Source organism: Streptomyces sp. NPDC012466, from assembly GCF_042955215.1.
Taxonomy (GTDB): Bacteria; Actinomycetota; Actinomycetes; order Streptomycetales; family Streptomycetaceae; genus Streptomyces.
On record NZ_JBIBEQ010000010.1, the window covers coordinates 91,480 to 114,408 of the forward strand.

22 protein-coding genes and 2 pseudogenes are annotated in these 22,929 nt (G+C 73.2%); 10 read left to right on the plus strand and 14 right to left on the minus strand.

Translation table 11 applies throughout. The features are described 5' to 3' along the window. The first annotated feature begins 60 nt into the window (after nucleotides 1-60). Complete coding sequence (locus ACFY9E_RS31815; protein ID WP_390989761.1) at nucleotides 61-1,551, plus strand: glutamate synthase small subunit; 1,491 nt, start codon at nucleotides 61-63, stop codon at nucleotides 1,549-1,551. Between the two features lie 164 nt (nucleotides 1,552-1,715). Here ACFY9E_RS31815 and ACFY9E_RS31820 read toward each other — a convergent pair whose 3' ends face one another. Then, on the minus strand, nucleotides 1,716-2,201 hold the full coding sequence (locus ACFY9E_RS31820) for a carboxymuconolactone decarboxylase family protein (protein ID WP_390989764.1): 486 nt from the start codon (nucleotides 2,199-2,201) through the stop codon (nucleotides 1,716-1,718). A gap of 47 nt (nucleotides 2,202-2,248) precedes the next feature. Between ACFY9E_RS31820 and ACFY9E_RS31825 the strand changes: the two genes are divergently transcribed. Continuing rightward, on the plus strand, nucleotides 2,249-3,661 hold the full coding sequence (locus tag ACFY9E_RS31825) for an aminotransferase class I/II-fold pyridoxal phosphate-dependent enzyme (protein ID WP_390989767.1): 1,413 nt from the start codon (nucleotides 2,249-2,251) through the stop codon (nucleotides 3,659-3,661). A gap of 65 nt (nucleotides 3,662-3,726) precedes the next feature. On the opposite strand, the gene ACFY9E_RS31830 is transcribed toward ACFY9E_RS31825, so the two are convergent. From ACFY9E_RS31830 to ACFY9E_RS31840, 3 genes are all read right to left on the minus strand, one after another. Next, nucleotides 3,727-4,539: an SAM-dependent methyltransferase gene (locus tag ACFY9E_RS31830; RefSeq protein ID WP_390989770.1), complete on the minus strand. Its 813-nt coding sequence runs from the start codon at nucleotides 4,537-4,539 to the stop codon at nucleotides 3,727-3,729. A gap of 102 nt (nucleotides 4,540-4,641) precedes the next feature. Beyond that, nucleotides 4,642-4,896, minus strand: coding sequence for a DUF397 domain-containing protein (locus ACFY9E_RS31835; protein ID WP_283969783.1), 255 nt, complete (start codon nucleotides 4,894-4,896; stop codon nucleotides 4,642-4,644). Next, nucleotides 4,897-5,757 carry a Scr1 family TA system antitoxin-like transcriptional regulator gene (locus tag ACFY9E_RS31840; protein ID WP_390989773.1) on the minus strand — a complete coding sequence of 287 codons (861 nt, stop codon included), beginning with the start codon at nucleotides 5,755-5,757 and terminating at the stop codon, nucleotides 4,897-4,899. A 243-nt stretch (nucleotides 5,758-6,000) separates the two neighbouring features. Here ACFY9E_RS31840 and ACFY9E_RS31845 point away from each other — a divergent pair, with 243 nt between their 5' ends. The 3 genes from ACFY9E_RS31845 to ACFY9E_RS31855 all read left to right on the plus strand — a co-directional run bounded on the left by ACFY9E_RS31845 (nucleotide 6,001) and on the right by ACFY9E_RS31855 (nucleotide 9,231). After that, a complete protein-coding gene (locus ACFY9E_RS31845; RefSeq protein WP_390989775.1) occupies nucleotides 6,001-6,663 on the plus strand; it encodes an ATP-binding protein in 663 nt (220 codons plus the stop codon). Continuing rightward, on the plus strand, nucleotides 6,660-7,094 hold the full coding sequence (locus ACFY9E_RS31850; RefSeq protein ID WP_390989778.1) for a hypothetical protein: 435 nt from the start codon (nucleotides 6,660-6,662) through the stop codon (nucleotides 7,092-7,094). Before ACFY9E_RS31845 ends, ACFY9E_RS31850 begins: the two co-directional genes overlap by 4 nt. 181 nt (nucleotides 7,095-7,275) lie before the next feature. After that, nucleotides 7,276-9,231: an ATP-binding cassette domain-containing protein gene (locus ACFY9E_RS31855; protein ID WP_390989781.1), complete on the plus strand. Its 1,956-nt coding sequence runs from the start codon at nucleotides 7,276-7,278 to the stop codon at nucleotides 9,229-9,231. Between the two features lie 9 nt (nucleotides 9,232-9,240). Here the strand turns inward: ACFY9E_RS31855 and ACFY9E_RS31860 are convergent, their stop codons facing one another. From ACFY9E_RS31860 to ACFY9E_RS31870, 3 genes and pseudogenes are all read right to left on the minus strand, one after another. After that, nucleotides 9,241-9,423, minus strand: coding sequence for a hypothetical protein (locus tag ACFY9E_RS31860; RefSeq protein ID WP_184912631.1), 183 nt, complete (start codon nucleotides 9,421-9,423; stop codon nucleotides 9,241-9,243). A 154-nt stretch (nucleotides 9,424-9,577) separates the two neighbouring features. After that, nucleotides 9,578-10,322 (minus strand): annotated as a pseudogene (locus ACFY9E_RS31865) (DUF899 domain-containing protein). Nucleotides 10,323-10,359: 37 nt separating this feature from the next. After that, a pseudogene (locus tag ACFY9E_RS31870) lies at nucleotides 10,360-10,931 on the minus strand (amidohydrolase family protein); the annotation flags it as partial. Between the two features lie 134 nt (nucleotides 10,932-11,065). On the opposite strand from ACFY9E_RS31870, the gene ACFY9E_RS31875 reads away from it, so the two are divergent. Continuing rightward, nucleotides 11,066-12,019 carry an endonuclease/exonuclease/phosphatase family protein gene (locus ACFY9E_RS31875; protein WP_390989783.1) on the plus strand — a complete coding sequence of 318 codons (954 nt, stop codon included), beginning with the start codon at nucleotides 11,066-11,068 and terminating at the stop codon, nucleotides 12,017-12,019. Nucleotides 12,020-12,098: 79 nt separating this feature from the next. Here the strand turns inward: ACFY9E_RS31875 and ACFY9E_RS31880 are convergent, their stop codons facing one another. Further along, complete coding sequence (locus ACFY9E_RS31880) at nucleotides 12,099-13,991, minus strand: FUSC family protein (RefSeq protein ID WP_390989786.1); 1,893 nt, start codon at nucleotides 13,989-13,991, stop codon at nucleotides 12,099-12,101. A gap of 251 nt (nucleotides 13,992-14,242) precedes the next feature. Here ACFY9E_RS31880 and ACFY9E_RS31885 point away from each other — a divergent pair, with 251 nt between their 5' ends. After that, nucleotides 14,243-15,196 (plus strand): expansin EXLX1 family cellulose-binding protein, encoded by a 954-nt coding sequence (locus tag ACFY9E_RS31885; RefSeq protein WP_390989789.1) that lies wholly within the window; start codon nucleotides 14,243-14,245, stop codon nucleotides 15,194-15,196. On the opposite strand, the gene ACFY9E_RS31890 is transcribed toward ACFY9E_RS31885, so the two are convergent. Beyond that, nucleotides 15,183-15,959 carry a nucleotidyltransferase domain-containing protein gene (locus tag ACFY9E_RS31890; RefSeq protein ID WP_390989792.1) on the minus strand — a complete coding sequence of 259 codons (777 nt, stop codon included), beginning with the start codon at nucleotides 15,957-15,959 and terminating at the stop codon, nucleotides 15,183-15,185. The two genes, ACFY9E_RS31885 and ACFY9E_RS31890, sit on opposite strands and share 14 nt — an antisense overlap. 147 nt (nucleotides 15,960-16,106) lie before the next feature. Between ACFY9E_RS31890 and ACFY9E_RS31895 the strand changes: the two genes are divergently transcribed. Continuing rightward, complete coding sequence (locus ACFY9E_RS31895) at nucleotides 16,107-16,520, plus strand: Rid family hydrolase (RefSeq protein WP_390989794.1); 414 nt, start codon at nucleotides 16,107-16,109, stop codon at nucleotides 16,518-16,520. Between the two features lie 10 nt (nucleotides 16,521-16,530). Beyond that, nucleotides 16,531-17,136, plus strand: a complete 606-nt coding sequence (locus tag ACFY9E_RS31900; RefSeq protein ID WP_390989797.1) for a gamma carbonic anhydrase family protein — start codon at nucleotides 16,531-16,533, stop codon at nucleotides 17,134-17,136. A gap of 1 nt (nucleotide 17,137) precedes the next feature. Here the strand turns inward: ACFY9E_RS31900 and ACFY9E_RS31905 are convergent, their stop codons facing one another. After that, nucleotides 17,138-17,860, minus strand: coding sequence for an aspartate/glutamate racemase family protein (locus ACFY9E_RS31905; protein WP_390989799.1), 723 nt, complete (start codon nucleotides 17,858-17,860; stop codon nucleotides 17,138-17,140). Nucleotides 17,861-17,865: 5 nt separating this feature from the next. Further along, the gene (locus ACFY9E_RS31910; protein WP_390989801.1) at nucleotides 17,866-19,317 is read right to left on the minus strand and encodes a cytosine permease; all 1,452 of its coding nucleotides are present in this window, start codon (nucleotides 19,315-19,317) and stop codon (nucleotides 17,866-17,868) included. A 174-nt stretch (nucleotides 19,318-19,491) separates the two neighbouring features. Between ACFY9E_RS31910 and ACFY9E_RS31915 the strand changes: the two genes are divergently transcribed. Next, nucleotides 19,492-20,145 carry an FCD domain-containing protein gene (locus ACFY9E_RS31915; protein WP_390989804.1) on the plus strand — a complete coding sequence of 218 codons (654 nt, stop codon included), beginning with the start codon at nucleotides 19,492-19,494 and terminating at the stop codon, nucleotides 20,143-20,145. Here the strand turns inward: ACFY9E_RS31915 and ACFY9E_RS31920 are convergent. The 3 genes from ACFY9E_RS31920 to ACFY9E_RS31930 form a co-directional block, all read right to left on the minus strand. Continuing rightward, entirely contained in the window at nucleotides 20,142-20,846 is a 705-nt protein-coding gene (locus ACFY9E_RS31920; protein WP_390989806.1) for a uracil-DNA glycosylase family protein, read from the minus strand. The genes ACFY9E_RS31915 and ACFY9E_RS31920 overlap by 4 nt on opposite strands. An 85-nt stretch (nucleotides 20,847-20,931) precedes the next feature. Continuing rightward, the gene (locus ACFY9E_RS31925; RefSeq protein ID WP_390989809.1) at nucleotides 20,932-22,260 is read right to left on the minus strand and encodes an MFS transporter; all 1,329 of its coding nucleotides are present in this window, start codon (nucleotides 22,258-22,260) and stop codon (nucleotides 20,932-20,934) included. Beyond that, nucleotides 22,257-22,925 (minus strand): helix-turn-helix domain-containing protein, encoded by a 669-nt coding sequence (locus ACFY9E_RS31930; protein ID WP_390989811.1) that lies wholly within the window; start codon nucleotides 22,923-22,925, stop codon nucleotides 22,257-22,259. The genes ACFY9E_RS31925 and ACFY9E_RS31930 overlap by 4 nt, the downstream gene beginning before the upstream one ends. Nucleotides 22,926-22,929 lie beyond the last annotated feature (4 nt).

Sequence of the window (22,929 nt, forward strand, 5' to 3'; positions counted from 1 at the left end):
TGGGACCGGTGCCGCCCGACGACGCACGGCCTGTCACACGCGCACGCAAGGAAGACGGCCATGGCCGATCCCAAGGGTTTCATGACCACGCCCCGCCAGGACTGGCCGCGCAGGCCGGTCGAGGAGCGGGCGCGCGACTGGGACGAGGTCCATGTCCCCGGGGCGCTGCTGCCGATCATCAGCAAGCAGGCCGACCGGTGCATGGACTGCGGCATCCCCTTCTGTCACGACGCCTGCCCGCTGGGCAACCTGATCCCGGAATGGAACGACCTGGTGTCCCGGGAGGACTGGCGGGCGGCCGCCGACCGGCTGCACGCCACCAACAACTTCCCGGAGTTCACCGGCCGCCTGTGCCCGGCTCCGTGCGAGGCGGGCTGCGTGCTGGCGATCAACCAGCCGGCCGTCACCATCAAGAACGTGGAGTGCGCGATCGCCGACCGCGCCTGGGAGGAGGGCTTCGCGCCGCCGAGGCCGCCGGAGCGGCTGTCCGGCAGGACGGTCGCGGTGATCGGTTCGGGCCCGACCGGGCTGGCCGCGGCCCAGCAGCTGACCCGGGCCGGGCACACGGTCGCCGTCTACGAGAGGGACGACCGGCTCGGCGGTCTGATGCGGTACGGCATCCCGGCGTTCAAGATGGAGAAGCACCATCTGGAGCGGCGGCTGGAGCAGATGCGGGCCGAGGGCACGAAGTTCCGGACGTCGACGGCGGTCGGCCCGGACGTCGGGGCCGACGAGCTGCGCTCCCGCTACGACGCCGTGGTGCTCGCCACCGGGGCGACCGCCTGGCGTGAACTCCCGGTGCCGGGGCGCGAGCTGACGGGCATTCACCAGGCGATGGAGTACCTGCCGTTGGCCAACCGGGTGTGCGAGGGTGATCTGGAGACGTCCCCGCTGTCGGCCGCCGGGAAGCACGTCGTCATCGTCGGCGGCGGCGACACCGGGGCGGACTGCCTGGGCACGGTCGTCCGGGAGGGTGCCGCGTCCGTGACCCAGCTGGACATCTACGCGCTGCCGGACGCGGAGCGCGACGAGGACGCCGAGCCGTGGCCGACCTACCCGATGCGGGTCTACCGGCTGTCCGCCGCCCACGAAGAGGCCCGTGACCTGCGAACCGCACCGGTGGCGGACGCGGACGCACGCCTGTTCGCGGCGTCCACGCTGCGCTTCGACGGTGACGCGCGGGGACGGGTGCGGTCGCTGCACCTGGTCGAGGTGGACGCGCGGCGCCGACCGGTGGAAGGCACCGGGCGCACACTCCCCGCCGACCTCGTGCTGCTCGCCCTCGGCTTCTCCGGGCCGGACCGGGAGGACGGGCTCGTCGACCAGCTGGGGCTGGCGATGGAACCCCGCGGGACGATCGCGCGGGACTCCGCTTTCGCCACGAACGTGCCCGGGGTGTTCGCCGCGGGGGACGCGGCCCGGGGGCAGTCGCTGATCGTGTGGGCGATCGCCGAGGGGCGGGCGGTGGCGGCAGCCGTCGACCGTCATCTGACGGGCAGTTCGCGGTTGCCGGCACCGATCGGGCCGTACGACCGGCCCATGGCGGTGTAGGCCGCCGGCCCGCTCGACCGCACCGCCCGCCCGCCTGCCCGCCCGAAGGACAGTCACGGCGCACCCCGAACGGACGGTCACCGGCCGCCCAAGGACGGTCACCGTCCACTCGAAGGACGATCACGGCTCACCCGAAGGACGCTCGCCGCCCGCCCGAAGGACGATCACCGCTCGTCCGTCCCCGCCACCTTCCCCGTCGACAGCGCCACCCGGTTCCACGTGTTGATCGTGCAGATCAGGGCGAGCACCTGGGCCAGTTCGCGGTCGTCGAACTGTGCGGCGGCCTGCGCGTAGACGTCGTCCGGGACTCCGGCGTCGGCGACGAGGGTCAGCGCGTCCGTGAGGGCGAGGGCCGCCCGCTCCCGCTCGGTGAAGAAGTGGCGGGCCTCGCGCCACACGGCGACCATGTGGAGGCGGTCCTCGCTCTCGCCGGCCTTGCGGGCGCCGTTGGTGTGCATGTGCAGGCAGTACGCGCAGTGGTTGAGGTGCGAGGAGCGGATCTGGATCAGCTCGACGAGGGCCGGGTCGAGGCCCTCACGGGCGGCGGCGTCGAAGGCGATGAGGGCCCGGAAGGCCTTCGGGGCGGACGCGCCGAAGTCCAGCCGCTTCGGGGCCACGCGGGTGCTGTTCGTGCTCGTGTTCGTCGTCATGCCCTCGAACCTACGAGCTGGAAAGACCCGCTGTAGGGTGCATTTCCATGGCGTCATCATGGGTCAATTCCGCGGAACGGATCGGGTCCGACCTGCATCTGGAGCTGACCGGGCCGGGCGGCCGGCGGGCGGCGCTGACCCGGGCCCTGCGAGAGGCGGTGCGCAGCGGGCGGCTCGCTCCGGGCACGCGGCTGCCCCCGTACCGCTCGCTCGCCGCGGACCTCGGCGTCGCCCGCAACACGGTGGCGGACGCGTACGCGGAGCTCGTCGCGGAGGGCTGGCTCACCGCACGGCAGGGCTCGGGCACCCGGGTCGCTGAGCGGGCCGAGCCGCTGCGGCCCGCCGCGCGCGTGCCCAAGAAGGCACCGCCACACGCGCGTGGCCCCCGGCACGACCTCGTACAGGGCACGCCGGACGCCTCGGCGTTCCCGCGCACCGCCTGGCTGGCCTCCTACCGGCGGGCCCTCCAGCAGGCGCCCAACGAGGTGTTCGGTCCGGGCGACCCCGCCGGCCGGCCGGAACTGCGGGAGGCACTCACGGAGTACCTGGCACGCGCGCGTGGGGTGCGGACCGAGCCGGGCCGGATCGTGATCTGCTCCGGTTTCGCGCACGCGCTACGGCTGCTGTTCGGTGGCGGCGTCCTGCGCGGGCCGCTGGCGGTGGAGGCGTACGGGCTCGGGTTCCACCGGGAGATCCTGGCGGCCGCCGGGGTGCGCACCGTGCCGCTCCCCCTCGACGAACACGGCGCGCGGGTGGACCGGTTGGTGCGGGAGCGGGCGGTGCTGCTCACGCCGGCGCACCAGTTCCCGACCGGCGGCCCGCTGCACCCCGCGCGCCGGGCCGCCGTGATCGACTGGGCACGCGCGCATGACGGAGTGGTCCTGGAGGACGACTACGACGGGGAGTTCCGCTACGACCGCAAGCCGGTCGGTGCCGTCCAGGGGCTCGACCCCGAGCGGGTGATCCACATCGGCTCGGTCAGCAAGAGCCTCTCGCCGGCGGTGCGGCTGGGCTGGATGGTGCTCCCGGAGCGGTATGCGGGCGCCGTGGTGGCCGTCAAGGGCGAGCGCGAGGCGTGGGCGAGCGTCCTCGACCAGTTGAGTCTGGCGGACTTCATCGCCTCGGGGTCGTACGACCGGCACGTACGCCGGATGCGGCTTCGCTACCGCAGCCGCCGGGACCGGCTCGTCGCGGCGCTCGCCGAGCACGCGCCGCACATCGAGATCACCGGCATCGCGGCCGGGCTGCACGCGGTGCTGCGGCTGCCCCCCGGCACCGAGGCGTCCGCGGTCAAGGCCGCCGCGTGGCAGGGCATCGCCCTCGACGGCCTCGCCGCGTTCCGGCACCCGGAGACGGACATGCCGGCGGGCGACGGCCTCGTCGTGGGGTACGCGACCCCCTCCGAGCACGCCTACGGGCCGGCCCTGGAGGCACTGTGCGGTGCGCTGCCGCCTCCGTGACCGGCCCGGAGCGGAACCCGGGGCCCGGGAGAGCGGCGGCCCGCGCCCCGGGAACCTCGACGTTCTCAGGCCTTGCGGGCCACCGCCCCGTACCCCGGGATCACCCCGTCGTCCTGTCCGGGCACGGGCTCGCCGAGCTCGGGATGCCAGTGGTGGGGGACCTCGACGCCGGGTTCGACGAGGTCGAGGCCGTCGAAGAAGCGGGTGAACTCCTCGCGGGAGCGCAGGGCCAGGGTGACGCCGGCGGCGCGCAGCTTCTCGGTGGCCGCCCTCGACTCCTCCGGGGTGAAGTCGGCGGTCGCGTGGGTCATCACCAGGTAGCTGCCGGAGGGCAGTGCGGCGACCAGCCGGCGGACCAGGTCGTGGGCGCCGTCCTCGTCGGAGACGAAGTGCAGGAGCGCGACGAGCGACAGGGCGACGGGACGGGTGAGGTCCAGGACCTTCGTCGCGCCCTCCAGGATGGCGTCCGGGTCGCGCACGTCGGCCTGGAGGTACTCGGTCACGCCCTCGTCCGTGCCGCGCAGCAGGGCCGCCGCGTGGGCCAGCACGATGGGGTCGTTGTCGCAGTACACGACCCGGGCGTCGGGAGCGGTCTCCTGGGCGATCTGGTGGAGGTTGGGTGCGGTCGGGATGCCGGTGCCGATGTCCAGGAACTGCCGGACACCGCTCCGGGCCAGCCAGCGCGTGGCCCGGTGCATGAACGCGCGGTTGACCCGTGCCATCACCGGCACCCTCGGGTCGAGGGTGAGCATCTGCCGGCCCATCTCCTCGTCGACCGGATAGTTGTCCTTGCCGCCGAGGTACCAGTCGTACATCCGCGCGGGATGGGGTCTGGTCGTGTCGATGTGGACGGCCGACGTGGGGTCCTGCCCGGTCATGTGGCACTCCGTAAGGCGCAGAGGGTGGTCAATTCAGCACCAGCGATTCAGTGACGACGCAAGGGACGTGAGGAAGTCGAGCGACAGCAACCGGCAATCACACTAGGACAGCAGGAAGTCCGCCGCCCCCGCCTTCGCTCCCTCGATGAAGGCCGTCATCTCGTCCGTGGTGTAGATCAGCGCGGGACCGTCCGGGTCGGTGGACTGGCGGAGGGCGATCCGGCCATCGGCGAGTTTCATCGCCTCCAGGCAGTTCCCCCCGTTTCCGCCGCTCCACGGCTTGTGCCAGCCTTCGCTGCCCAAGTCACGCGCGGGCATGCCGTTGTAGACGTGTTTGCGCGGCTTGATGCGATCCATTCACAGCTCCTTGCGGAGATCCCGGAGGATCTCCTTCGTGCGATGTGCCGTAGCGGCCTGCGCCGCCATGCGGTCCAGGACCTCGAGGTGGGTCGCCACCTCGGTGCGCGCGTCGAGGTAGACCGCGCCGGTCAGGTACTCGCTGTAGACCATGTCCGGCAGTTCGGGCACGGCGAATCGGAACAGCACGAACGGCCCGTAGGTGCCCGGGTGCGGCCCATTGGCGAACGGGGCGACCTGCAGCGTCACGTTGGGCAGCGTCGTGGCGTCGAGCAGTTTGTCGATCTGGGCACGCATCACCTCCGGGCCGCCGGCCGGGCGCCGCAGCGCGGTCTCCTCCATCACGACCCACAGCCGGGGCGCGTCCTCGCGGGTGAGCAGGTCCTGGCGCTGCATCCGCAGGGCGACGTGGCGCTCGATGTCCTCGGGCCGGGTCTGGCCGATGGCGCCGGACCGGAGCACGCCGCGCGCGTAGTCCTCGGTCTGGAGCAGTCCGGGGACGAAATGGGGCTCGTAGCTGCGGATGACGCTGGCGGCGCCCTCCAGGCTGACGTACATCGAGAACCAGCCGGGCAGGATGTCGTGGAAACGCTGCCACCAGCCGGGCTTGTTGGCGTCCTCGGCCAGCCGGACGAAGGCTTCGGCCTCGTCGTCGGAGATTCCGTACGCCTTGAGGAGCAGTTGCAGGTACGGGATTTTGAGCGCGACCTCGGCCATCTCCATACGGCGGACGGTGGCGGGGGCGACGCGGAGGATGCGCGCGGCCTCCTCGCGGTTCATCCCGGCGCGTTCCCTCAGGTCCAACAGGCGTCGGCCGAGTACGACCTGACCGACCGTCGGCGCGGACCGCGGTTCACTCACGCTCCACCTCCACGAAGAATTCTGACGAGCCGGCCACAAAAGAACGCTGACAGCCCGGCGGCGCCATTCGAGAACCCTTTCGAAGAGCTGATTCGAACAAGTGTCTCGAACGTATCTTCGACGGTCTCAATTGGCGCCGCGCAGCGTGCTGTTGCGAGCAGTGTGCCACGGCCTTCCAGACCGTCACACAGCACTCTGCAATTTTCAGAGTGACACTTGCCAAGTGTTCACGGCGGGGCGATAGTGGCAAGCGTGATTCCGTCCGCGCCCTTAGGAACAGATGCCGCCGCAGGCCCTCTCGGGCTTGGCGCCGCCACGGGAGAGGCCCCCCTCGGGGGCGCTGCCGAGCGCCGGTTCCGTTTCGAGCTGGCCGCACATCCGGGTTCTCCCGCCCAGGCCAGACGCCTGACGCAGGCCCGGCTGACCGGCTGGTCGGTGTGCGAGGACACGTGCGACAGCGCGGCCCTGGTGGTTTCCGAACTGGTCACCAACGCCATCGTGCACACGGCGAGCACCCACATAGTGTGCGAGCTGCACGACGGCGACGACCTCGTGCGGATAGCCGTGCGGGACGAGGGCTGCGCCCCGGGCCAGCCCCACGCCGCCAGCCGGACACAGCCCGAGGAGGAGCACGGGAGGGGTCTGCTCCTCGTCGACGCCCTCTGCCACGCCTGGGGTGCCCACGAGGACGGCCCCGGGCTGCTGGTCTGGGCCGAGCTGCCGCGCACGGCCGACGCCCCGCCCGATCCGGCCGGCCCCCGCGGCGACCTGGGCTGGGGCACCCGCCCGAAGCGCGGCCCGTCCGACGACCCGGACGACGGGGACGGCACCCCTCAGGCACGCCACCCGCGGGGCACCCCACAGATCCCCCCGCAGGAGCGCCGCCGAGACCTGGGGCGCGCATGAGCCCCGTGCACGGAGGCCGCGTGCTGAACCTGGACACACTGGTCCGCGTCGGGCGCGGACTGCACACACCCGGCCCGGCCCTGCGCCTGCCCGTGCCCGACGGCATGACCGCCCCGCTCGGCTGCGACGCGGTCGCGGTCCCCGCCCACGTCGGCCCGCTGGTGATGCCCCGGCTGCCCCGCGTGGGCTGCGTCTACGCCGACGAGACGCACTGGTGGTGGCTGGTGCCGTCCGACTCCGACCACGCCCTGGAATGGCCCTCCCCGGCGCGGTACGTCACCGGCGCGGTCGTCCCGGACCTTCTGGAGATCCCCCACCTGATCCACCGCCCCGACGGCACGCTTCCGTACACCCCGCCGATCCCCCTCTACCTGGCCCTGTGCCGCGCCACGGGGACGGCACCCTCCTGGTCCCGCCCGGTCAGCGCGTAGCCGGGACCCGGCAGACCTCCGCCGCACCACCTCACACCTGCGCGCCGTCCCCCGCCTCCGCGGGGCGGGTCGTGCCCCCGCGCGCTTCCGTCGCCCCGGGGTGCGCCCTGCCCGGGCCCGGACCCGCCCCGCGATAGTGGGCCGCTCACGGGCTGACACGAGGCGGGGAGGTCGGTCGACGGTGGGGAAGAAGCGGACCGCGCCGGAGGTGTCCGAGTCGGAGCGGCTGCTCTTCGGCGGGCCGCTGCGCTACGACATGGGCTGGAACCAGCACGCCGACGCGTTCCTGGAGCTGAACTTCCGGGCCATGATCACCCGGCTGCCGTCCCTGCTGGCGTCCAGCCTGCGGCTCGCGCGACAGGCCGACCGGGGCGCCGCGCGGATCGTGCTGGCCGCCGAGGCGGGCCGGGGCGTGGCGCAGGCGGTGAGCCTGCTCGCGGTGAACAGCGTGCTGGCCCGGCTGATGGGCGGCGGCCCGATCGACGACCGGTTGCGCGGAGCCGCCCCCGCCCTGGTCACGGTGGCCGTCGTGATGTTCCTCGGGGCGCTGCTGCGAGCCGCGAGCACCTACGCCACCGGCCGGCTGGAGCCCAAGGTGGAGCGGGTGGCGACCGAGCGGTACCTGGAGCGGGCCGCGGCCGTGGAGCTGGCCGCGATCGAGGACCACGCCTTCCACAAGCTGCTGGACACCGCACAGTACGGCGCCGCCTCCGCCCGCCGGATGATCTCCTACGGCACCCGCGTGATCAACGCGATGATCTCGCTGGTCGCGGCGGCGGGTGTGCTGACCGTGCTGCACCCGGCCCTGCTGCCGCTGCTGGTCACGATGACCCTGCCGAGCGCCTGGAGCGCGCTGACCGTCGCCCGGCGGCGTTACGAGTCCTTCCACGCCTGGGTGCAGCACGCCCGCGCGGGCCGGCTGCTCGGCAACCTGCTGATCGAGCCCGAGGCGGCCCCCGAGATCAGGGTGCACGGGGTGGGCTCCTTCCTGCTGCGGCACTTTCGCGCGATGTCGGAGACGGCCGAGGCCGAGCAGGCGCGCCTGGCCGGACTCGCGGCGCGCACGGGCCTGATCGCGGCGGCGTGGACGGGCCTGGCGACGGTGGCGACGTACGCGACGCTGGGCGGGCTGCTGCTGACGGGGGCGATGGCCCTGTCCGTCGCGGGTACGGCCGTGATCGCGATCCGAACCGGCTCGCAGAGCCTGGACACGCTCGTGGTGGAGGTCAACGCGCTGCACGAGGAGGCCCTCTTCGTCGGCGATCTGCATCGGCTGTACACCGAGGCGGACCAGTGGGCCATCCCGGCGGGCGGCGCGTCGCTGCCGGAGGATCCGCGCGAGATCCGCTTCGAGAACGTCACGTTCCGCTATCCGGGCGACTCGGCCCGCCCCGCCCTCGACGACGTGACGCTCAGCCTGCCGCTGGGCCGGATCGTGGCGCTGGTCGGTGAGAACGGTTCCGGCAAGACGACCCTGGTCAAGCTGCTCGCCGGGCTCTACACACCGGAGCGGGGCCGGATCCTGTGGGACGACGTGGACGCGGCGACCGCCGACCGGCACCGGCTGGCCGAGCGGATCGCGATGGTGGCGCAGGACTTCAAGCGCTGGCCGTTCACGGCCCGGGTGAACGTGGCTCTGGGCCGTCCCTCGGTGCCCGTGTGCGAGGACCGGCTGGCCGCGTCGGTCGCCGAGGCCGGGGCCGAGGCCGTGATCGCGGACCTGCCGCGCGGGCTGGACACGCTGCTCGCCCGCAATTTCAGCGGCGGGCACGAACTGTCGGGCGGTCAGTGGCAGCGGCTGGGCATCGCCCGGGCGGCCTACCGCAGGGGCCGCATCCTCATCGTGGACGAGCCCACGGCGGCCCTGGACGCCCGGGCCGAGCTGGAGGTCTTCGAGCGGATCCGCGCCCTGGCCGACAGCGGCCAGACAGTCGTGCTGATCACGCACCGGCTGGCGTCCGTACGGCACGCGGATCTGGTGCACGTCCTGGACCAGGGCCGGCTCGTGGAGTCCGGGACGCCGGACGAGCTGCTGGCCACCGGCGGGCTCTACGCCGAGCTGTACGCGCTTCAGGCGGAGCAGTTCGCCTCGTCACCCGCGCCGGGCACGAAGGTGCCGGCGCCGAAGGCGGGCTGAGGGCACACGTCAGGCGGTGGCGTCGGCCACGTCCCCGCTGCGCACGATCACCAGGAACATGTCCGTGGCGAGGTCCATGACGACCTCGGCGGGCAGGCCTTCCCGACGCCGCGCCTGCGCGAACTCCTCCGCAGGCCAGGAGCCGCGCGGCCCACCGGCGGGAAAGCGTTCGAGCACCGTTCGCCCGTTCACCCTGCACCTCCATGTAGCGCTGTACTCGTAGAGTTAAACGCCAACCATGGGGTGAACGGCTCGCGAAGTGACGGTTCTGAGACGTAGTTGACACGCGTTCACCGCCAAGTGTGACCAAGCTCTCAGCCTCTTGGCGTATATGTCACTTTCCGTATCAGTCGTCATACTCATCGTGATACCGGATGCGCTCACTTCCCGCAGGCGCACCAAAGGCCGACGCGCGCCCCTTGGGCTCCTCCCACTCCTCCTGCCGGCCCAGTGCGGTGAGGTCGAGCAGGCTGGTGGTCGAGCCGAGGCCGTCGAGACCGCGCTCGTACGTCGAGTAGGTGTGGAAGACCCGGTCGCGGTCCCGCAGGAAGCAGCTGAGGCCGGGCCGCTCGACGGGCTCGCCCTCGCGCTCGAGGGTCACCTCGAAGTCGCGGTTGCACTGCCGTACGACGAGTACCAGGGCAGCATCCAGCCCATCCGCGCCTTGAACGGCAGGAGCCTCGGGTAGGGGCGCGGGACACGGCCGCGAACGAGGTGTCACGAGCCTTGAGGTGGGCGAGATGCCCGATTTGGTCCAGGAATCCGGAGCAGCTGCGGCAGCCCACGTCCCACTCGGGCGCGAACATGAAGTGGTAGACGACGAGCTGGCGCCGGCCCTCGAACAGGTCGAGCAGCGTGGCCTTGCCCCCACCGCCCTCGCACACGTACTCCTCGTCGACCTCCACCATGGGCAGTGCGTGCCGCTCGGCGTTGAGCGCGTCCCGCGCGCGGGTGGCGGCCTTCTCCTTGTGCAGCAGTTCCGCGCGCGCCGCACGCCACTGGCCGCGCGAGACGATCTCCGGAAGCGACCTGGGCCCTCCTGTGGCAACGGTCCGTCCGGGGTGGTGACCGGCGGGAGAGCGGGAACTCATCGGCGCCCGGGAGATTGTCCGCGACGTCTTCGCGTGCCGCGAGCGCGGTGGTGATCCGGCCGTCGGCCGCGCCACGGTGCCGCAGCGCGAACTCCAGCGACCGCTCCCGGCCTTCGGGGCCCTGCGAGGAGAAGGACGCCTCGCCGAGCAGCACCCGCAGGCCGCATTCGGCGACCACCCGGGCGACGGCGTCCATGGCGAAGTAGTGGCCGGCGAAGCAGGTGACGCCCGCACGGATCATCTCGGCGCGGGCGAGCCACGCCCCCAGCTCGACGTCCGTCGCCGTGAGGCCGGACCCGCCCGGCCAGACGACGTCGTTGAACCGCTCCTCGGTGGGGAGGTCCCCGGCGAGGCCGCGCAGCGCGACCATCGGCGCGTGCGTGTGACAGTTGGTCAGGCCGGGCAGGGCGACCTGGCCGGAGGCACCGATGCGCTCGGCGGCGGGCAGAACCGCGGCCTCGGTGGTGGTCGTGACCGCCTCGACGGCGCCGTCGCGCACGATGATCGCGGCGTCCCGCGCGAACCGATCACCTCTTGATCGTCGTGCGCGAGGACGGTACATGCGCTGATGATGAGCTCGGCGGGAGTGTCCGCGGCAGAAGGCGTCACCACGCCGACGTACGACGGCGTCGTAGGGCGGCATGGGCCGAACCGCACATCCCGTCACGGCACTGTCGCGGGGCGGGCAGGGGGCGCACCCTGGCCTCACCACCCCGTCTGTCGGCTTCTGAAAGGAGCCCGGCATGCTCCTCGGCACCTGGAATCTGGAGAATCTCTACCGGCCCGGCGGCCCGTACGGCCCGAAGGACGAGGCCGGGTACGAGGCGAAGCTCGCCGCGCTCGCCGCCGTGATCACGGAACTCGATCCGACCCTGCTCGGCGTGCAGGAGGTCGGGGACCCCGAGGCCCTGAAGGACCTGGCCGGGATGCTCGACGACGACTGGCACGTCGCCCTGTCCGAGCATGCGGACAGCCGGGGCATACGAGTCGGGTTCCTGAGCCGTACGGCCGTGACGGTGGTCGCCGACACACGGGCGTTCCCGGCGGAGCTGCGTCCCGTCCAGGCGGACGATGCGGGGCTGACGGCGGGTCAGGCGGGGCGGGGCGTCCTGGCGGTGGAGGTCGAGGGCGGGGACGGGCCGCTGCGGGTGGCCGTCTGCCACCTGAAGTCGAAGCTGCTGTCCTATCCGGACGGCCGGTTCCAGCCGCGCGACGAGGGCGAACGGGCCCGCTACGGCGCCTACGCCCTGTACCGGCGGGCGGCCGAGGCGACGGCCCTGCGCGCCCTCGCGGACGAACTGCTGGCCGGTGACGGCCGGGCCCGGGACGTCGCCGTACTGGGCGACCTGAACGACGAGGTGCAGGCGGCGACCACGCAGATCCTGCTCGGCCCGCCCGGCTCGGAGATCGGGACACCGGGCTACGACCGTGCCGACCGCGGCGACGCGACGCGGCTGTGGGACGTGGCCCCGCTCATCCCGCCCGGGCAGCGCTGGTCCCGGGTGAACTCCGGGCGGCGCGAGCTGATCGACCACGTGCTGCTGAGCCACCGCCTGGTGCGCCGGGCCACGGCGGCGGGCACGGGCCTGCCCGGCGAGGGCCCGCCCGGCCTGCCGTCGGTCGGTCCGGATCCGGTGGAGCGCCGGGGTGAGCCCGGCTCGGACCACGCTCCGGTGTGGGTACGGGTCGGCGGCTGAGCAGGTCGCCGGTGCCGGAGCGCCTGCGGCGACGCGGGGACGGCCCCGGCCCGGGGGACGGCCCCGCGGGCCGGGCGCCCTATCCGGCGAGGGGCGTCCGGGGCGGCCGTAGTCCCACCCGTTCTCCCCGCCCGGCGAGTTCGGCGAGGACGGCCGTGAGGCGTTCTTTGTGGTGGGGCCCGATGCGACCCGTGTCGTCTAGGTGCACGGCACAGGCGGTCGTGGTGTCGACGAGGCGTTCGAGGAGGTGGGCGACCTCGTCCGCGCCCTCGGTGTGCCGGGCGAGTGCGGGGAGTTCGTGCGCGGCGAGAGAGATGGCCGAACGGGCCTCGGCGAGGGTGCGATACGCCTCGCGGCGCAGGGTCCAGCGGGTGGCGCGGTGGTCGGACGGGGTGCCCGAGGTCCCGATGCGCGGGGCGTCGGCCTCGTCGAGAACGTGCGTGAGGTAGGCGTACGCGGCCTCGCTCGCCGTGGTGAGCCGGGCCCGCACTCCCCCGCCGCGCTGGCCGGGCATGGGCAGGTGCCCGGCGATCAGCACGATCGCGCAGGCCAGCAGCGTCTCGCCGATCCGGCCGGCGGAGGCCTGGGGCTCGCCGCCGACCATGACGAGCGCGAGGACGAGGACCGTGACGACGGCGGTCTGGGCGGCGAAGTGCCGGGTGGCGACGGGGATGAGCGCTCCGCTGAGGGCGACGAGCGCGATGAGCCCTTCCGGGCGGGGCAGGACGGCGGCGAACCCGGCGAAGAGCAGCGCCCCGAGGACGGTCCCGGCGGCCCGGTTCAGCACCCGCGAGGCCAGCGGCCCCAGGTCGGGCTTGACGAGGAACACGGCCGTGGCGGGCAGCCAGTACCAGTGCTCGTGCTGCCCGTACCACTGGCTCTGGTGCAGGGCCTGGGCGACCGCCGAGCTGGCCCCGAAGCAGAGGGCGACGCGCAGCCCGTACTCGCGTCCGGCACTGCCGAAGGCGGCGCGCAGCCGGTCCCCTGCGCTGCGGGGCCGGGTGTGCAGATCGCCGCCCCTGCCCTGGTCGAACACCTCGGCGGCGTGCAGGAGGGCGTCGTCGAGGGCGCGCAGGGCGGGGGCCGCACGGGACGGGGCGGGCAGCGGCCCGGTGTGGGTGTTGCCGCGTACGGCGGCGGCGAGCCGCCGGGGGCCTTCGGAGGCCCGCTCGGCGACGGCCTCCTCGGCCCAGGCGAGCGCGGTGGCGGCCTCGGCGAGGGGCAGGGCCGCGGCGTACTGCGCGTGCAGCCGCCGCTCGGTGGAGGAGGAGGCGTACCTCCGCAGCCGGGGCCCGGCGAGGGCGTCCTGGGCGTGGTCCAGGGCGGCGGTCAGCGCGGCCCGGCGGCGGATGGCGTCCGGCCCTCCGACGGCGTCGAGCAGTTCGGCGACGGCCTCGTAGACACCGGCGACGGCCTCGCGCTCCCCGTCGAAGCGGAAGTCACCGGCCAGGGAGCCGGGCGTGGGCAGGACGAGCCGCAGCACGAGCAGCCACCCCGCTCCGGCGAGGTAGGCGAGCGCACGCTCCCACCCGGGCTCCGGCAGGGGCATCCCGGCGCCGATGGCGGCGCCGACGAGCAGCTGGGTCCCGACGGCTGACGCCACGGGCCCGACGGCGCTCATCCCCCCGGCGACGAGCCCGACGGCGGTGAGCACCACGGTGAGCACGACCGCCCCGGTCCCCTGCCCGGTGTACGTCCCGACGACGAGCCCCACCGCACCGCCCAGAGCGGGTACTCCGATCCGCTTGACCGAGACGCGCCGGCTCCCGGGCCGGTCGTTGATGCCGGCGAGCATGGCGGCGATGGCGGCGACGACGCCGAGGGAGGTGAGGCCGGTCCGGACGGCCAGGAGCAGCAAGGGCCCGGCGGACAGGGCACCCCGCGTCACCGCGTTCCAGGGCACGGGCCCCCGCTGAGCGCGCAGGGCGTGCGCGAGCCAGGGCGGAAGGTGCGGGGTGATGCGGCGGGACACGGGGCTCCTGTCGTCTCGACGAGGGCAGGGGTGAGCCTTCGGGCGACGGCGGCCGGGGCGGGGTGTGGCTGTCCACGGTAGGCGGGGTTCCTGGAGGATAGGTTTCCGGAACGTGTCGGGCGGCTCGAAACCGGCGTTCTTTATGTACGCAATCAAGAGCCGGCCCCGGCAACCTTTCCGGGCCCGGCGGCCACTGGTGAGTCGTGAGCGCGCGTTCTCCTGAACCACGCAAGGACTCGAAGGACTGATCCGTGGCATCCGCATCCCACCGCCGTCCCCTCCGCAAGCGGCGCACGGCCCTCGTCTGGGCCGTCGCCGTGGCAGCCGTGGGGCTGCTCGTGTCCCTCGTGATCGCCCTGCGCCCCGGCGGCGAACCGGACACGGTGCGGACGGCGGCCGGCAGCACCCGGCCGAGCGCCCCGCCGACGAGCGACAGGCCCACGCCCCCGGCGCCGAAGCACTCGACGGCCTCCCCGTCCGCCTCGGCCTCCTCCACCCCGGCGCCCGCCCCGACGACCGCGCCGGCGCGGCCCTCGCCCGCCGCCACCCGGTCCTCCGCCCCGCGCCCGGCGTCCGGCACGGCGCCCCTGGCAGGCCGGATCAGGCCCGGGACCAGCTACAACGGTGTCGCCACCCACTACGACGCCAAGGACGGTGACGGCGCCTGCCTGTACGGCCCGAGCCCCGACCTGATGGTCGCGGCGATGAACCACGCCGACTACGAGACGTCCCGGGCGTGCGGGGCGTACATCCTGGTCCGCGCGGCGAGCGGCGCCTCCGTCACCGTCCGCGTCACCAACGAGTGCCCGCTGCCCTGCGCCCCCGGCCAGCTCGACCTCAGCAAGGAGGCCTTCGCGAAGCTCGCCGGTCTCTCCGCGGGCCGGATACCGGTCACCTGGAGCCTGCTGAGCCCCGGCACGGCCGAGAACCTCTCGATCCGCTACAAGACCGGCTCCAGCAGCCACTGGTGCGGCATCCAGGCACTCGGCCACCGCAACCCGCTGGCCCGGCTGGAGGTCAGGACCGGCAGCGGCTGGAGCCGGCTGACGCGTACCGAGTACAACTACTTCCTCTCCCCCGACGGCACCGGCTGCGGCGGCGCCCTCAGGCTCACCGACATCTACGGCGAACAGCTCACCGTCGACGGCATCGCGCTGCGCCCGGACGTCGTCCAGCCGACCCGCGTCCAGTTCACCCGGCGGTGACGGCGTTCACGGCGCGGGCGAGGAGTTCCTCGGCGTCGGTGACGGTCCGGACGAGTGCGGCCGGATCGTCCGTGAGGGTGCGCAGGACCGCGTCCACCTCCCCCAACCCCGCCCGTGCCAGCAGCCCCTTGTCGTTGGTGACCCATTCCCCGCGCGCCGCCAGTAGGGCGTGCGCCGTCTGTGTCGCGGCCAGGGCGATCGCCCCCGCGACCTGTGTGACGGCGCCCTTGGGGGCGTGTCCGGCCCTGGCGTAGGAGAGGGTGGCCGTGGCCATGCCGTGCCAGTGCGCCGGGGCGCTTGCGCGCAGTGCCGGCGGATAGACGCCCGGGCGCGGCAGGTCGCCCCGCAGCACCTTGTTGATCGCGAGTTCGGCGACGAGCAGGTACGTCGGGATGCCCGCCAGGTGGAACATCAGCGGCTCGACGCGGAAACGGCCCTGCTCCGCCTCGGCCACCTCGTGCGCGACCACGTCCAGATCGCGGTAGTGGACGTCCACGCGGCGGCCCTCGATCGTCAGCCAGGCGCCTCCGTTGAAGACGCCGCCGCCCCAGGCGCCGATCTCGCAGACCTCGCCCTCCCAGCCGACCGCGCGGAGATCGGCCGGGTCGAAGGCACCGCGGTAGTAGACCGCCAGGTCCCAGTCGCTGTCGGGCCGTTCGGTGCCCTGGGCCCGGGAGCCGCCGAGGGTGACGGCCTCCACGGCGGGCAGAGCGGCGAGGCGGTCGGCGGTGGTGTCGAGGAAGGTGTGGTCCGGGACGGGCACGGGGGGCTCCTGGGCAGGTGGGGGTCCAGGGAAGCGTAGGGGGACGGCCCGGCCGCCGGGAACCGAAATACGGGTGCGGCCGCGTGCCGGGCCCCTCATGATCGGTGAGTTGTCCTGTCGCCGCCGCCCGTAGATCGGAGACCTCACGTGATCCGCCGCGTCACCGTCCCGAGCCTCTTCCCGCCGCCCGCCTACTCCCATGTGTCCGTCGTGGAGGCCGGCACGCGGCTGGCGTTCCTCGCCGGGTCCGTACCGCTGGGCCCCGACGGCTCGCTCGTCGGGCCCGGAGATCCGGTGCGGCAGGCCGAGCAGGTCATCGACAATCTGCGGGAGCAGCTGGCCGCCGTCGGCAGCGATCTGGCGCACGTCGTGGCGACCGACGTGTACGTGGTGAGCGGTGAACCGGCCGTGCTGTCCGCCGTATGGAGTGTGGTCGAGGCGTCCGGCCTCAGTGCGGGTCCGCACTCGTCGACGCTGATCGGCGTGGCGTGTCTGGGGTACACGGGACAACTGGTGGAGATCACGGCGACAGCCGTCGTACCCGAGGGGTCGTCCGCCTGAGGAGAGTCCCATGCTGATCGAGCACCGCGGGCGGCGTCCCGTCGTCCCCGAGTCCGCGTACGTCGCCCCGACGGCCGTCCTGTGCGGGGCCGTCGTCCTCGGTGAGCGCAGCCGGGTGCTGCACGGGGCCGTGCTCACCGCGGAGGACGGGGAGGTGCGGGTCGGGTCGGACGTCGTGGTCATGGAGAACGCGCTGGTGCGGGGGCGGTCCGCGCACCCCGCCGTGATCGGTGACGCGGTGCTCGTCGGCCCGCACGCCCATGTCAACGGCGCGGCCCTGGAGGACGAGGTCTTCGTGGCCACCGGCGCCTGTGTCTTCCCGGGGGCCGTGGCGAGAGCCGGCTCGGAGCTGCGGATCCACAGCGTGCTGCACGTCAACTCGGTGCTGCCGCCCGGCACCGTCCTGCCCATCGGCTGGATCGCGGCGGGCGCGCCCCGGGCACGGCTCTTCGCACCCGGGGAGCACGACGAACTGTGGCAGATCCAGGAGGCGCTGGACTTCCCGGGCACGGTGTACGGCATCCCGCGGGGCACGCCGATGCGGGAGGTGATGGCCCGGCAGGCGGGGTTCTACGGGGCCCACCGCGACGACGTCCCCCTCGACGGTCCGGCCTGAGCTACTGTTCCGCGGGCCTTCCCCACACCCTCCGTTTCGGCAGCGGCTCGGCATAGCTCCCCACCCGGCTCGTGGTCAGCCCCAGCGCCACCAGCGTCTCCGCCAGTCTGACCGCCGCGGCGACCCCGTCCACGACCGGCAGGCCCAGCTTCTCCCCGACCACCCGCTGCAGCCCGGTCATGCCGGCGCAGCCCAGCACCAGGACCTCCGCCCCGGCCGCGCAGGCCCGTTCGGCGGCGGCCAGGAACGCCGTCTCGGTCCGCTCGTCGTCGCCGAGGTCGAGCACGTTCAGGCCCGTGCCGACGACCGCCGCGCAGTTCCGGGCCACGCCCGCCGTCTCCAGGCTGTCCTCGATCTGGCCGCGCGAGCGCTCAAGGGTGGTCACGACGCCGTAGCGGCGGCCCAGCAGGCAGGCGAGATGTGCCGCGGCCTCGGTGATGTCGACGACCGGAACGCCCACCAGCTCCCGCACGCCCTCCCGTCCGTGCTCCCCGAATCCGGCCATGACCACGGCGTCGTACGGCGGTCCGTCGTAGGTCCGCAGCGTGTCCAGGACGGCCACGGCGGACAGATAGCTGTCGAGCCAGCCCTCCGCGGACGCCGGCCCCCAGGCGGGAGTCAGTCCGGTCACGGTGGTGCCCGGGCCTGCGGCGGCCCGGGCACCTCGCACGATCTCCTCGGTCATCTCCTGCGTGGTGTTGCAGTTGGTGACGACGATCCGCACGTCTCTCAGACCTCCGCGGTGGCGCGCTCGGAACGGCACAGGGCGGCGTAGATTCCGGCGGCGAGCGCCGTGCCGATGAACCAGGAGTACGGGGCGACGTCGCCGAAGGTCTTCACCAGCGCGAGCACCGCCGCGACACCGGCCGCCGGCAGGAACGCCCACAGCGCCTTGGGGTTGACGCCCCCGCGGTAGTGGTAGCGGGCGCCGGGAGAGGCGTCGAACAGTTCGTCCACGTTCACGCGGCCGCGCTTGACCCAGTAGTAGTCGACCATGATCACGCCGAACAGCGGGCCGAGGAAGGCGCCGAGACCGCCGAGGAAGTAGTTGACGACGGTCGGGTTGGAGAAGAGGTTCCAGGGGGTGACGAGCAGCGCCGCGACCGTGCTGATCATGCCGCCGACCTTGAAGGTGATCTTCTGCGGCCAGACGTTGGCGAGGTCGTACGCCGGTGAGACGAAGTTGGCGACGATGTTGACGCCCATGGTGGCGATGGCGAAGGTCAGCGCACCCACCACCAGCACCCAGGTGTTGCCGATCTCGGCGACGAGGTAGGCCGGGTCGGTGATCTCCTTGCCGAAGACCTCGAAGGCGCCCGCGGTGACGATGACCGACACGATCACGAAGGCCGTGGAGTTGACGGGCAGGCCCCAGAAGTTGCCGCGCCTGACGGACTTGTAGTCGGGGGCGAAGCGGGAGAAGTCGCAGAAGTTCAGCATCAGCGTGCCGTACGTGGCGAGGACCAGGCCGATCGCGCCGAACCACTGGCGCCACTGCTCGCCGACGGAGACCGGGTGCGGGGTCGAGGTGAGCGAGATCGTCCAGCCCGCCTTGGCGAGGATCCACACGGCCAGCGCGATCATCACGAGCCAGATCGCCGGGCCGCAGAAGTCCTGGAACTTGCGGACCGACTCCATGCCCCGGCTGATGATCGCCGCCTGGACCAGCCACAGCGCGACGAAGGAGACCCAGCCGAGCGCGTCCAGGCCCAGGAAGGAGTTGCGCGTCCACGACTCCAGGCCCGGCCAGGCCGCCAGCAGCATCACGTTGACGGCGACGGAGGCCAGGTAGGTCTGGATGCCGTACCACATGATGGCGATCACGGCTCTGATCAGCGCCGGGATGTTGGCGCCCCAGATGCCGAACGCGATCCGGCTGACCACGGGGAAGGGCACGCCGTGTCGCTGGCCGATCTTCCCCATCCAGTTCATGCCGATGTAGATGATCACGAATCCGACGAGCAGGGACGTGAAGATCTGCCAGACGTTCATGCCCAGGAAGAGCAGCCCGGCGGCGAAGGTGTAGTTGCCGAGGTTGTGGACGTCGGACATCCACATGGCGAAGAGGTCGAAGACCTTCCAGTTGCGCTTCCCGGCGGGTGCGAGGTCTTCATTGGTGAGCCGGGGGTCCGGGACGAACGGGGGTGTGCCGGTGGGTGCGGCTCGGTCGGCGAGGGACACGGGGCCTCCAGAGCAAGGGGACGACGGAGGACTGCTCTGCAGGACTGTGGGGGCCGCCCTGCGAGGTGTTTGGTATACCAAACTGCGTCATGGTCTCGCCGTCAACCGTTCTGACCGATGTCCCTGTTGTTAACGCTGGGTAAAAGACACCTCCCGTCGACGAAGATGGGCTTCATGACGAAGATCGAACCCCTCGGAGCGGTACGCGAACGCGTCACGGCCGATCTGCGCCAGGAGATCATCGCGGGCAGCCTCCGTCCCGGAGACCGCCTGGTGGAACGTGAACTGGCGGAGCGTTTCGGCGTCTCGCGCGTACCGGTGCGGGAGGCGATCCGGGCGCTGGTGGCCGAGGGCTTCGTCCACTTCGAGACACCCCGCCGCACGGTGGTACGCCGCCTCACCCCGAACGACGTCAAGGAACTGTTCGAACTGCGGGAAGCCCTGGAGGTCTACGCCGCCGGGCTCGCCGCGTCCCGCGCGACGCGGGAGGACCTGGCCGAGGTCCGGGAGCTCATCGACCGTGCGGCCGCGGCCACCGAGGCGGGGGACGCCGAGGTGATCACCGACGTCAACAGCCGTCTGCACGACCGCGTCGTGGCCATGGCCGGCAACAGCCTGCTGACCGAGGCGCTGGAACCGGTCGCCGGCCGGCTGCGCTGGATGACCCGGCGCAACGAGGAGTGGCCGCAGCTCCTCGTGGAGCACCGCGAGTTGTACGAGGCCATCGCCTCGGGCGACCCGGAACGGGCCCGCGCGCACGCGCTGACGCACGTGCGGACCAACTACCGCTCCACGGTCCGCCACCTGTTCGGCGAGGAGGCTCCCTAGCCGCCTTCGGTCGGCAGCTCCGCCGCCCGCCCGGCCGTCCGCAGGACGTCCCGCAGCATGGCGGGAGTGAGCCGGCCGGTGAAGGTGTTGCGCTGACTGACGTGGAAGCAGCCGAACAGCTCCAGGCCGTCGAGGTGGTACCGGGCGCCGTGGGAGAAGACCGGACGCGGCCGGGGCACGGGCCAGCCGGCCTCGGCGAACGCGGGCAGCGCGGCCTGCCAGCCGAAGCCGCCGAGCACGACCACGGCCCGCAGCGTCGGCCGCAGCAACCGCAGTTCCTGCACGAGCCAGGGGCGGCAGGTGTCCCGCTCCTCGGGGGTGGGCTTGTTGGCGGGCGGGGCACAGTGCACGGGCGAGGTGACGCGCACGCCGTACAGCTCCAGACCGTCATGGGCGTGCACGGCGGTCGGCTGGGAGGCGAGACCGACGTCGTACAGCGCCTCGAAGAGAACGTCCCCGGAGCGGTCGCCGGTGAACATCCGGCCGGTGCGGTTGCCGCCGTGGGCCGCCGGGGCGAGCCCCACGATCAGCAGCCGGGCGTCCGCCGGCCCGAAACCGGGCACCGGCCGGCCCCAGTACGTCCAGTCCGCGAAGGCGGCTCGCTTGGCGCGGGCCACCTCCTCGCGCCAGGACACCAGCCGCGGGCAGGCCCGGCAGTCCGCGATCCGCCGGTCGAGGAGGGGAAGGCCGCTCGCATCCATCACTCCACGGTAGGCGCAGGTGGGGACAGAGCCGTCACGGGGGCAAGATCACCGGGGAGCGGCCCGGACACGCCGCTACGCCGCCTCAGACGCCGGTGACCCGCACGGGCCCTTCGTCGATCCGGGGCACATCGCTCCGTCGCAGCCAGAGCAGGGCCCCGGACAGCAGTACGGCACCTGTGAGCAGCCAGGGCAACGGGCCCGGGCGCAGCACCCCGACGGCCAGGCCGGTGAGCGCGCCGGCCAGTTGCTGGGCGAGGGACTGGACGGACAGGGCGGTGGCACGGCCCGCGCCGGCGACCCTGTGGTGCAGCAGGTCGTTCTCGTTGGGGCCCGCCGCCCCGAGACCGAGGTAGACCAGCCCGAAGCCGGCGACCGCGACGGCCGTGGCCGACGGATGGACCGAGGACGCGGTTGCCCCGAGCAGCAGCAGGCCCGCCGCACCGGCCACGAGACTGACCAGCACGGCCCGTTCACCGCCGCCCGCGATCCGTGCCGTGAGCGGCGCGAGGTGGCTGCCGACACCGGAGCAGACGAAGCCCGCGCAGGCCAGTGCGGCGTAGACCATCGCCCCCGAGCCGGTCGCGCCGGTCAGTGCGGCGGTACGGCTCGGCACGAGCAGTTCGATGACGGCCAAGGCGCTGCCGGCGGCCGCGGAGGCGAGCAGGATCCGGCGGACCAGCGCGTCCCGGCCGCCCAGCCGCAGTCCATCCAGCACCGTGACGGGCACACCGCGCAGCACGGAACGCAGGGTGGCCGGCGGCCGGGCCGGCTCCCGCAGGGCGACCAGGACGTACGCGACGAAGACGATCCGCAGCACGGCTCCCAGCAGCAGGGGAACGGACAGGGGCAGCACCGCCCCGGACGTCGTCTCGCTCAGCCGGGCACCGACGTCGGGACCCAGGCCGAGCAGCCAGGGCAGGGCGCCGCCGAGCAGCAGGCCGGCCGCGAGCGCCGCGGAGGTCGCCGAGCCGCCCCGGGCCAGACCCGTCCGCAGCTCGACGCCGCGGCCCGAGCACGACTGGACCGTGTCGACGTACCAGGCCTCGGCGGTACCGCTGGCCAGGGCCCGGGCCGCGCCCATGAGCACCATGCCGGCGGTGAGCGACCAGGCGGTGGTGCCGAGGCCGGCCATCGCGAAGGCGACCCCGCTGAGCGCACCGGCCGCGGCCAGCACCGGCCGCCGCCCGAGGACGTCCGAGAGTCCGCCCGTGGGCAGCTCCAGCACGGCCACGGTCAGCGAGTGGGCGGCGAACAGCCCCGCGATCGCGGCGAGGGACATGCCGCGCTCGCCGAACAGCAGGACCATCGTGGCCATGCCCAGGCCCGGCGGCAGCCAGAGGAGCGCGCAGAGGACGACGTACCGGCGGCGAGCGGTCCGTGTCCCGGACGGCTCGGTCGTCAGCCGCGTCACGAGGCGCCTTCGTGATCGGGGGCCTTGGGGGTCTCGGGGTCCTCCGTGGCCTCGGCGTTCCCGGGGCCGGGACCGGTGGGGTCGTGCGCGGCGAGCGGTAGTCCGGCGGCGAGGAACACGACGTGCTCGGCACGCGGATCGTCCGCGTCCCGGGCGGTCAGCTCCTCCAGCTTCGCGGCGACGGTGCCGAAGAGCTCGGTGAGCGACTCGGCCGTCAGCCGGGGCATGAGGTCGCTGATCCCGGACGGCTCCGCCCACTCCTGGCCGAGCCGTCCGGCGGCCATGTCCGCCTCGTGCCGGGCCAGGGTCCTCTCCAGATGCTCGATCTGGCGTCGCCGCGCCAGGCTGACGAAGGCCCGGCCCGCCGCGGTGGCCTCCATCGTCTCGTTGCTCCAGGAGGTGACGGTGTGCACGGCCCGCCAGCGCCGCTCCCGCCCGTCGCGGTGCTCGGCCTCGGCGATGAACGCGTACTTCGCCAGCACCCGCAGGTGGTAGCTGGCCGACGCCGACGACTCCCCCGTCCGCGCGGCCAGTTCACTCGCCGTGGCGGGCCCGTCCTGCCGCAGCAGCCCGAGCAGCTGGATGCGCAGAGGGTGGGTGAGGGCCTTCAGGGCGGCGGTGTCCTGCTCGGGATCGAGTACGCGCTTGTGCTCGTCGCTGTCCATGCCG

Excerpts from the sequence above, each read along its gene's own strand:
- ACFY9E_RS31815 (WP_390989761.1), top strand. The coding sequence starts at position 61 with ATGGCCGATCCCAAGGGTTTCATGACCACGCCCCGCCAGGACTGGCCG.
- ACFY9E_RS31820 (WP_390989764.1), bottom strand. The coding sequence starts at position 2,201 with ATGACGACGAACACGAGCACGAACAGCACCCGCGTGGCCCCGAAGCGG.
- ACFY9E_RS31825 (WP_390989767.1), top strand. The coding sequence starts at position 2,249 with ATGGCGTCATCATGGGTCAATTCCGCGGAACGGATCGGGTCCGACCTG.
- ACFY9E_RS31830 (WP_390989770.1), bottom strand. The coding sequence starts at position 4,539 with ATGACCGGGCAGGACCCCACGTCGGCCGTCCACATCGACACGACCAGA.
- ACFY9E_RS31835 (WP_283969783.1), bottom strand. The coding sequence starts at position 4,896 with ATGGATCGCATCAAGCCGCGCAAACACGTCTACAACGGCATGCCCGCG.
- ACFY9E_RS31850 (WP_390989778.1), top strand. The coding sequence starts at position 6,660 with ATGAGCCCCGTGCACGGAGGCCGCGTGCTGAACCTGGACACACTGGTC.
- ACFY9E_RS31875 (WP_390989783.1), top strand. The coding sequence starts at position 11,066 with ATGCTCCTCGGCACCTGGAATCTGGAGAATCTCTACCGGCCCGGCGGC.
- ACFY9E_RS31900 (WP_390989797.1), top strand. The coding sequence starts at position 16,531 with ATGCTGATCGAGCACCGCGGGCGGCGTCCCGTCGTCCCCGAGTCCGCG.
- ACFY9E_RS31915 (WP_390989804.1), top strand. The coding sequence starts at position 19,492 with ATGACGAAGATCGAACCCCTCGGAGCGGTACGCGAACGCGTCACGGCC.
- ACFY9E_RS31920 (WP_390989806.1), bottom strand. The coding sequence starts at position 20,846 with ATGGATGCGAGCGGCCTTCCCCTCCTCGACCGGCGGATCGCGGACTGC.
- ACFY9E_RS31930 (WP_390989811.1), bottom strand. The coding sequence starts at position 22,925 with ATGGACAGCGACGAGCACAAGCGCGTACTCGATCCCGAGCAGGACACC.